This is a genomic window from Vibrio sp. 03_296, assembly GCF_002265885.1.
The window spans coordinates 1-802 of record NZ_NPKW01000608.1 but is presented as its reverse complement, the minus strand read 5'-3'; the positions used below and the strand labels follow the sequence as shown (position 1 = coordinate 802).

The 802-nt window shown below is 45.9% G+C and carries 1 pseudogene; it reads left to right on the top strand.

The annotated features are described in order from the left end of the window. Positions 1-608: pseudogene (locus CIK04_RS26585) on the top strand (EAL domain-containing protein); the annotation flags it as partial. Positions 609-802: the final 194 nt, after the last annotated feature.

Below are 802 nucleotides of genomic sequence, written 5' to 3'. Positions count from 1 at the left end.
GCAATCAGGACTCATTGTTCAGTTAGGAGAGCGGATCATCGAGCTCGTCGTGCCGAGCAAAAAACTACTTGGAAGCGTCGTTAGGTTATCGAGTGAAACTTGGCGTCAACTGTTCTGCGTATGAGCTGAATGATGAAGAGCGATACCTTAATTACCTCAATAAGATGATGCAAAAGTATCATCTCGATCCCTGCGATTTCGTGATTGAACTGACAGAAACCGTTTTACTGACTCAAACGGGTAAAGAGCACATGGTGCTGGATGCACTCAGAGATCGCGGTTCAAGTGCACTCGACGATTTCGGCACGGGTTATTCAAGCTTGAATTACATTCACAGCTACCCAATCGACACGATAAAAATCGATGCAAGCTTTATACGTAATATGCTTTGTAACGATACCGCTGAACGCGTAGTGTGGCTTATCACACAACTGGCCTTACAACTTAAGGTGAATTTAGTCGCTGAAGGGGTTGAAGAAGAGCTGGCGTTGAAAAAATTGGTCGATATGGGATGTGAGCAGATCCAAGGCTATTACTATTCTCGTCCAATGAAACCAAGCCGAATCGTAGACAAACTGAGCGCTGAACAGATCAAAAGCGCCTCTTAGCTTGCCTTAATCAACCGGTGGCGAACTCACAACAGGCTATGAAAAGGGACGATATTCCGTCCCTTTTCCATGGCAAACCTTTGTGGATTTCACCTTGCTGAGTAAGCACCCAGCAACTATTGAAACGCTTCACCCGCAGCCGCGACAAAGGTCATTTCAACCAAATGAGTCTGGGTCAGCAAGCTCAGCTTTGA